The 7,428-nt window shown below is 59.2% G+C and carries 7 protein-coding genes and 1 tRNA gene; 2 read left to right on the top strand and 6 right to left on the bottom strand.

The window, feature by feature from the left end; genetic code table 11:
* Positions 1 to 369 precede the first annotated feature (369 nt).
* The 6 genes from IPM54_13445 to IPM54_13420 all read right to left on the bottom strand — a co-directional run bounded on the left by IPM54_13445 (position 370) and on the right by IPM54_13420 (position 2,639).
* A complete protein-coding gene (locus IPM54_13445) occupies positions 370 to 798 on the bottom strand; it encodes a hypothetical protein (protein MBK9260809.1) in 429 nt (142 codons plus the stop codon).
* Positions 795 to 1,589: a PD-(D/E)XK nuclease-like domain-containing protein gene (locus IPM54_13440; protein ID MBK9260808.1), complete on the bottom strand. Its 795-nt coding sequence runs from the start codon at positions 1,587 to 1,589 to the stop codon at positions 795 to 797. Before IPM54_13440 ends, IPM54_13445 begins: the two co-directional genes overlap by 4 nt.
* A gap of 39 nt (positions 1,590 to 1,628) precedes the next feature.
* Positions 1,629 to 1,841, bottom strand: a complete 213-nt coding sequence (locus IPM54_13435; GenBank protein ID MBK9260807.1) for a hypothetical protein — start codon at positions 1,839 to 1,841, stop codon at positions 1,629 to 1,631.
* Positions 1,838 to 2,263, bottom strand: a complete 426-nt coding sequence (locus IPM54_13430) for a hypothetical protein (protein ID MBK9260806.1) — start codon at positions 2,261 to 2,263, stop codon at positions 1,838 to 1,840. The genes IPM54_13435 and IPM54_13430 overlap by 4 nt, the downstream gene beginning before the upstream one ends.
* Positions 2,253 to 2,507 (bottom strand): hypothetical protein, encoded by a 255-nt coding sequence (locus IPM54_13425; GenBank protein MBK9260805.1) that lies wholly within the window; start codon positions 2,505 to 2,507, stop codon positions 2,253 to 2,255. Before IPM54_13425 ends, IPM54_13430 begins: the two co-directional genes overlap by 11 nt.
* A 19-nt stretch (positions 2,508 to 2,526) precedes the next feature.
* Positions 2,527 to 2,639, bottom strand: a tRNA-Cys gene (locus IPM54_13420).
* Positions 2,640 to 3,945: 1,306 nt separating this feature from the next.
* On the opposite strand from IPM54_13420, the gene IPM54_13415 reads away from it, so the two are divergent.
* Entirely contained in the window at positions 3,946 to 5,847 is a 1,902-nt protein-coding gene (locus tag IPM54_13415; protein ID MBK9260804.1) for a hypothetical protein, read from the top strand.
* Between the two features lie 135 nt (positions 5,848 to 5,982).
* A partial coding sequence (locus IPM54_13410; GenBank protein MBK9260803.1) for a DUF935 family protein occupies positions 5,983 to 7,428 on the top strand: 1,446 nt, incomplete at its 3' end.

Here is a 7,428-nt window from a genome sequence, read left to right as displayed (position 1 = left end):
CGCCGTGTCAAAGACACGAATCACAATGTCCGCAAGCTCTTCCTCGATGCACGTCAGTTCGCGCGCACCAATCGCTCGCATTCTGGGGGCCTTGTCGCAAGGTTCGCGCAGCTTGCCATTGCGAAATGCTTCCCACGCTTCCGAGACTTCGCCATTAATGTTGAGCAGGTACACAGCAACATTTTCGCGCTCAGAGCGTATGCCGTCGTCATCATGAAAGCCCTTGCTCTTTGCGTTCGCATGTGCTCGCTCGGCCCATTCCTTCAAACTGATTGCACCGTATCCCACTCGCTCCTCCAATCGTCACAGCAGCTCATCACGTTTTGCGAGAGTCAGCGCCCTCCGCGAGCGTCGCCCGCTTTGCTGTTGTCACGCATCGAATTGAGGCGGCGCTTCCGGTTCCGGATCGCGTGCCATATCGTCAGGAACATCTTCAGCGTTTTTCGTGACCCGGCCACGAACGCGCACGCATTCGACCATATCACGCCCGCATTTGGTCGTGGTGGGGTAAATCGTGATTTCTTTGCCGGTCCACGCTTCAATGAGCGGCCCGTGCTGTCCTGCGATAAGGCGAGCGTTCGTCTTATTGAGTACGAGCTGCTTGCCGAGCTGCTTGCCCTGTAGCGTCGCCATGGTGAGCACGTTTTTGCGCTCCTTTTTGCCGCCTTGCATTACGAGTACGTCGGATTCAAGGCACACAATGCGCACCGTAACGTCTCGCCCCTTCAGATCAGCCGCCTTGACGTACTTCGTGGGGTACGCCAAATCGATGTGTCCAGTTATTTTTTGCGCGGTCATTCGTCGTAGTCTCCTTCGATGTCGGGCAAGCCATCCGAGATTGCCCAGTCAGGAATACGCAAGGTAAGAATGTTGCCGTTGTCAATGCCAGGCCAAGCGCGGGCCCGTTCGCACTCCTTCAGGCGCGCCACCCAGTCGCGAACCCATCGCGCGCCCGTCTCGATGGTTTCCTCGCTGATATCGTAAACGACAACCTCGAAAGGTGGCGTTTTGCATATTGCAATGCTGTACACTTTGCGACACGGTAGGCCGTTTGCTTGCAGCGCCATTCTATAAAGCGCGACCTGTGCATGGTAAAGCCGACGCGCAAACTCGCGCTCGAATTGCTGCGGATGGTTGTCGCGGGTGCTCTTGACCTCGATCAGATCGCTGTCGGTGCACACGAAATCCAGGCGCGCTTTGAATGGTACGCCGTCGACCTCAAAACGTGCAGTCACCTCGGGACGCCCATTGCGTAGCAGCCGAGAAGCGTGTCGGTGCGCATGAACGCTCGCGCGCATGCCGCGAACGTCTACGGCTTGCTTTGGCGTCAGAATGAGTTCGTCGGCATGGTCCTGCTGAAACGCATTCCATTCCTTCCCACGACGCACGCCAGCGTATTCCACGATCTTGATCGACGCAGGGTCGAGGATGGCCGCATGCAGGGCCCGCCCAGTTCGCAATGCGTCCGAATCAGCAGGGCGAACACGCGAGCGGTAATGCGCGGGGGACCGATGCATCTCCTTGATTGACGAGAAGTGCTCGCCTGGGAGTGCAAGGTATTCGTCGAAGGTGAGGTTGTAATCAAGCATTGCTGTATTCGCGCGCTGGTAGGTCGGGGATGAAGCGGTTCATGACAACGAACGCCGCTCGCGTTTTGCGTCATCGTGGACCATTTCGCAATCACTAAGCACTTCGCGCCAATCGATGCCAGTTTTGTCGCACACGTACACCATAAAAGCGCCGACTGCGCCAATTACCTCAAGGTCATCGTGTGCGGCTTCAATGTTTGTCTTCATGACGTCAACATGGGTCCGCATCTGCTGCGAAATACGTTTACTCACGCCGCCCTTCCCTTCCGCCGCAAGTCGAGAGGCGCGTTTCGTTGTGCTTCGATCCTTGCCAGCGCTGTCGTGAACGGCGTGAGCAGGCCCGAGCGTTTGCCGGACTTGCTGCCGGATCGAATGACCATCGGGCCGCAAATGTTCTCGAGGTAGTCGACAAACGGCCCACTTGCCAGCGCGTTGGCACGCCCCAGGATGCGCTTTGCGTTCTCGATGGTGTACGCGCGAGAATGGTCCCACCAACGTGAATACTCGGCAGCGCACGCAATGCATGACGCGACAACGGACGTAGGCCCGTCGAACACGTCGAGCTTGCAAACGGTGCCAGTGTCGGCGGTTCGCCCTGTATTCAAAGCGCACGCGCACCAGGCGCAACGATAACCGCCACGGCGAAGAACGGCGCTGATGAGATCAGGTTTCATCGCTCGCCCTTGCGTTTTCGGCTTTGATTCGCGCAATCCTCAACTGGTCACGGAAATGCTGTGCCGCTTCGTCCGCGCGCGCGAATTGCTCACGACGCACGTCCGTCAACGCATCAAGCAGCGGCACAAGCGATTCCAGGTCATCAACGGTGGCGTCATCGCCACACGGTTTGTCTTTGATGGCACGACGCAGCACGTTTGCCTCGTGCGCCAATTCGGCATGGCTCATGTTCGCGATTTGCATAACTTCTCTTATCCAACGGGGGAACGGGCGGGAATTGAACCCGCGACCAACGCGTAGGGTCCCGGGAATCGCTTCAGGCTTGCGCCATCTCCCGGCCGTGTCCGCGCTGCTCTACCACTGAGCTACCGTTCCCACGACTCCAACAGCGCGCACGAATTTCAAAGGGGGGGACACTGCACGCTGTTGTTATCGTCGCCCGACGAATTCGAGCGGGAGAATGCGCCGGATTTGAACCGGGTCGGCAAGGAGCAACCGACTACCATGCATGCGCGGGATCGACTCCGCGCCCACATCACGCATTCTCATGCACCCCAACGCCGTTGCATTCTGCGGGATAGACTTGGCGGCGCAGAGGTTGGCGACCGAATGTCGCCGGTGGAGCTGACGGGAGTCGAACCCGCCTACCGTTCCCATCGGCGAGCCACGTAAAGCCCCGCGGTCACACGACGGTACACAGCCCCAAACGCGCCGGCAGTGAGTCCAGCGCCTATCCCGTTATTGTGTAATGCGTCAACGCTAAGCAGCCTCCTTTCGATAGTGGAGCGTCGAGATACGAGCTCGAGTCAGGCCCGCGGAGACTCCCCGCTTCCTGCGCTCCAACGACGGTTTACGATACCGCCAAACGCCGCATTCGTCGGACGCGAGCGAGCGCGCTGGTTGAGCGGGTGTCCTGCGAATCGATGCGCAGCCGTGGATTGGGCTGATGAACCCGTCACGCGCACACGTCATCCGTTTACAACCGCCTCCGACTATGACCGCGCAGTATGGAACCCACGCACGGTCAACAATTCGCAACAGGGCCCGCCCGTTGCGTCCACCAAGGCTAGGCCGTGGTGGAACTCTTTTGACGCTCGTTTCGTACGCGTCGTTCATGTAGCAGTTCGTCCGCACGCATTGCCGCGACCTGTGGCGACAACAACGCGCGCCGAATTTCGCGACCGGACGGGCCACCGTAAAAAACGTCATCTACGGGGGCACTTATGGCGGCAATCGCAGCCGCGTCCCAAAATCGTTGCTCATCCTCAGTCACTTGGACACCTTGCGGCGCGTGATCTTCTTTCCGCGCGTCTTTTTGACCAAAGCTTTGCGCAATTGCGACGCCTTGGCCCTGCGCACTGATCGGTTCGGTTGGCGCGAAACGTTTTCATTCGGGATTTGGATCACGGCCTCATTCATCACGGTATCTCCCAAGTCGATGTTTCTTGTCGAATGCGCGCTGGCCAAGACGGATCACTTCGCCAAGGATGTCTTGTTGTCCGCGCGCAGTATTTTTGACGCGGCGCCTCATCCAGGCGCGTTGCTTCTCAGTCGGCGCCTTGCGCCATCGACGTTCCGATTCCGTCACGAACGCACCTTGGCCCTTTCGGCCCCAACAGACAAGACTAGTAATTATCTTTTTTCTCCGTAGAATAGGCCGCTTTACCAACGAGGTTTGTCCGTGGGAAACGTTGCGGCATATAAGCGACCAGACGTCAAGGGAAAACTTTTGCTTGCGTTGCGCGAGGGCAAGACGCGTGTCGAGGCGGCTGGTGCCATCGTGACGCCGGCCAAGACGCTGCTTGGATGGATCGAGCGTGATGACGACTTTCGGCGCGAGGTCGAGGACGCCGAGATGATCGGCCGCGCGCTCGCAGAACAACGTGCGGCCGAGGTCAAGCTTGTTGCGCGCGACGAGAAGACCGGCGCCGATCGATGGCGAAAGCTTCGAGAGGATGCGGTGAAGTTTGGCGGCGGCATGCTCGGCTTTCTGTTCGCCGTGGAAGCACGACTTGCCGCGCGTCCAGGTGCGCACGCGTTCTCGCCGTATCACCGTTGGATGTTGACCAAGTGGTACGAGAGCGGAAAACCCGTGCTGCTCGCGTGCGAGGGGCGCGGAGCAGGCAAGAGTGACACGCAAACCGCCGTCGTCGTGACGGAATGCATCTTCGCCGATCGCAACGTACCGCCGGGAGAAACGTGGATCTGGCCGTACCTGTCCAAAGACATGAACGAAACCAACCTGAAATTTGGGCCCCTCGAAAGCGCGCTCAAGGCGGTTGGTCTCAGCAACTCCGATCTGAAGATCCACCGACGAAAGGACGGGCGCAGCGAAATCGGGTTCGAGGATGCGAAGGGACACCCAATCGAGGTGCGCGTTTACCCGAACACGAAGGATGCCTTGCGCGGTCCAACGTTGTGCGGCGGAACGAACGACGAAGAAGCGTTCTGGAAAGCGGACAAGGATCTCGGCACGTCCACTGCTGACGATGTTCTGGATGCGATGGCAGGCGCGTTTCGTGGCGACGCAAAAGAAAAAAAGCACATGCGCATTTCGTCGGCGAACACGATCGACGCGACGCTCATACGCGACATCGAAGCAGGCGATGACGACTTGCACTTCGTCGCGCGCCTTGGTCCGTTCGTCGCCGACGCGGTCGCCGGATTCGAGCTTGTCGCTTCGCGCCTGGTTTCAGAAGGACGAACCGACGACGCTCGCACGATTCGACAGTGGGCATCATCGTTGACCGAATCGAGTCCGTGGATTCCGAGTTGGGTCGGCAACCCGACGCACGACGTTTGGGGCGGTTTCCTTCGCTTGCGCAAACGCGTTGCGAAGTGGTTGCGCGAGAACGGTAGCAAGCCTAGCGACGGCGCCGAGGAAGGCGATTACTTTGAGCCCCAAACAATTGACCGCGCAGTGCTTACGGTGCGCGTCGTCTCGCGTGAAGTCGATGGACGGTTCGCTGCCATCGACACAGGTGCCAAGAAAAACCCGAGCGCGTTGGGCATCGTCGAGCGCGTCATTCACGAGGTTCGTCTGGGAACATCGGCGCGCGAAAGACGCTACCAGTTCAGGCCGTTGGTGCTCAAACAATGGTCTCGTAAGCCTGGCGGGCTGCCTCTTGACTTGCGCAATGTCGTGCTCCCGGACATGGCACGCATCATTCTTGCACACGGATGCGTGCCAGCGTGGTGGTCGGACGGGTGGGGTGGCGATGCTGTCGAGATTGTTGGCGCCGAAAAGGGCATCGAAACGAAGTATGTCGACACCGCTCGTGCTACCGCGCAGATATACGAACCGATTGACGTGGCGCTTGCGCACGACCCGTGTCCGATTGTCCTATCCGGATGCGAGAACATCGAGCAAGCAGTGGCGCAGCTTCGGCAAGTGCGACGCGGAAACGACGGCAAGGCAATCGTGGCGCATCATGGGACAGGGCACGGCGAGCTTGGCCAAGTCCTCGCGCGAGCTCTCGCGCATGCGGGTGTGGGAACGTCACCACCGGATGAGGCGCTGGACTTCGAGTCGTTCGGTTCCAACAGGGGCGACGGCTGCTCAGGCGGTTCGCGCTACGAATAGAGGGCAAACCGTAAAACCTTACGGCGGCGCTTGACCGCTCGTCGCGGACGTGTCAAGCGTCGAACGTTCCGATCGTAGGGGCACTTTGCCCCCGCCGCTCCTCCCTGCGGCGCCTCCATCGGTCGGAACGCCTTCTTGGCCAAACCCGCCCGTGCTACCCGCTCTGCATCCGTTCGCGACACCCGCTACCACGGGCGCGAGTCGGCATACGTGCGCAAGGGTGGCGCGGTATCCCCGACGGTCGTCACGCTGCCGTCGCGAGCCTCGAACGAGTACACCGCAAAGCGCCGGCGACAAGCTATCGATGAAGCGCACGACGGGCGGTTGATGCTCGGCGCCGATCTTTGGCGCGCGTCACTTGTCGAGTTTGGCACGTCAAGCGGTATCGCATCGACAATCTCACACGGGATCCTTGGCTTGCCGCTGAACCTGCAAGGCGACCCGGAGCAGGTGTCCGCGCTTGTCGATTGCGACAACACGCCCGGCGATTTCGGACTCATGTTCCCGGAGTCAGAAGCCGCGAGCGTTTTTCTCGATGGAATTGGCTTTGGCGCGGGCATCGGGCAAATGCTCGAACCGAAAACGCGCGAGGTTGGCGATCGACTTATCCCGCGCATGCGCTGGTGGGATCCGCGCTGGTTGCGACAGGACCCGAATTCGCAGGCGTGGTATTTGATGACGCGAGACGGCGAAGTCGAGATCAAACCGGGCGACGGCGAATGGGTACTTTTTACGCCCTATGGCGACGTCAAATCGTACACCAAAGCGCCTTGGATATTTTCGACGCTCGCATTCGTATTCGCTCGCGACGCCGCATTCGACCGACAGCGACATTCGGAAGTGTGCTCGCCGGTTCGTGTGATGCGCGCCGACAAGCCAACCACGTCGCAATCACGCGCCAAAGCCAAGGCGCTACTCGAACGAATGCAGCGAGACAACCGTTTCGTGCTCCCCGAGCAATACAAGTATGAATTGATCGAAAGCACTGGCAAGATTGCCGATATTTATCAGGCAATCATCGACTGGGCTGGCAAAGAGTGGGCAATTGGTTGGACAGGCCAAACCGTTACCACCGAGGGCGGCAAGGGGTTCGTTACGGAAGGAACGATTCACCAACGCATCGCACGCGACAAACTCAGGTTTTACGCCAAGGTTTGGTTTGAGTGTCTGCGAACGCAATATCTGACGCATTGGGCTTGGCAAAACTTCGGTTCATGCCATCCGCCGACGGGAGGGTATAACGTTGACCCGCCCGAAGATATCGCCGCAAAAGGCACGGCACGTGGTCAATGGGCGCAGGGCATTATCCAAATGAATGCGGCGGCAAAGGAAATCGGTGGCAAACTTAACGCGCAATGGGTCATCGAGGATGCCCAAAAACAAGGCGTTGTCATTGATATGCCGGACATTCCGGACCTCGACGATGAGGGCACGGAAAACGACTTGCCGACGCCTGGTTATGCTGAGCGATGTGCAGCAATGTTGAACGAGGAGCCTGCCGAAGAACGATGCAGGCACGGTAACCCAAACTCATGCCGCGACTGTGGCGTTCGTCGTGAGGACATCCGCATCAAAAACGCT

Source organism: Polyangiaceae bacterium (assembly GCA_016715885.1).
Lineage (GTDB): Bacteria > Myxococcota_A > Polyangia > Polyangiales > Polyangiaceae > Polyangium.
The sequence above is the reverse complement of the archived record's forward strand: the minus strand, read 5'-3'. Positions and strand labels throughout refer to the sequence as shown.

Bases quoted from the DNA above. Each gene is read 5' to 3' on its own strand.
- IPM54_13445 (MBK9260809.1), bottom strand. From the start codon at position 798: ATGACCGCGCAAAAAATAACTGGACACATCGATTTGGCGTACCCCACG.
- IPM54_13430 (MBK9260806.1), bottom strand. From the start codon at position 2,263: ATGAAACCTGATCTCATCAGCGCCGTTCTTCGCCGTGGCGGTTATCGT.
- IPM54_13440 (MBK9260808.1), bottom strand. From the start codon at position 1,589: ATGCTTGATTACAACCTCACCTTCGACGAATACCTTGCACTCCCAGGC.
- IPM54_13425 (MBK9260805.1), bottom strand. From the start codon at position 2,507: ATGCAAATCGCGAACATGAGCCATGCCGAATTGGCGCACGAGGCAAAC.